Source organism: Nonomuraea zeae, assembly GCF_005889725.1.
Classification (GTDB): domain Bacteria; phylum Actinomycetota; class Actinomycetes; order Streptosporangiales; family Streptosporangiaceae; genus Nonomuraea; species Nonomuraea zeae.
On record NZ_VCKX01000750.1, the window covers coordinates 1 to 475 of the forward strand.

General features: G+C 69.5%; 1 protein-coding gene. It reads left to right on the plus strand.

From position 1 onward, the window contains the following. Positions 1 to 94 precede the first annotated feature (94 nt). The coding region (locus ETD85_RS62740; protein ID WP_138699158.1) for a winged helix-turn-helix transcriptional regulator at positions 95 to 475 on the plus strand (381 nt) is incomplete at its 3' end.

Sequence of the window (475 nt, forward strand, 5' to 3'; positions counted from 1 at the left end):
CCGGTAACAATGATCATCAGTCCCCCTAATATGGTTTTCCCGCGACCGAGCCAGTATTGGCGAGGCCCCGTCCGGCCCGTAAGGAGGCACTTTCGTGTCTGTGACGAACACCGCGGTAACCACGGCCTGCGACGTCCGCGAGGTGCTCGACCGTCTCGGCGACAGATGGTCGGTCCCCGTGCTCGCCGAGCTGGGCCAGGGCGGCGTACGCCGCTATCGCGAGCTCCAGCGCGGCGTGCCCGGCATCTCCCAGCGGATGCTGACGCTGACGCTCCGGCGCCTCGAACGCGACGGCCTCATCGACCGCACCGTCTACCCGACCGTCCCGGCCCAGGTCGAGTACGGGCTCACGGAGACCGGCCGCAGCCTCACCCTCCTGCTCCACGCCGTCGCCGACTGGGCGGCCGAGCACAGGGAGTCGGTCATGAGCTCACGAGCCCGCTGGCACGCCGACCACCCCGACACCTCAGACGCC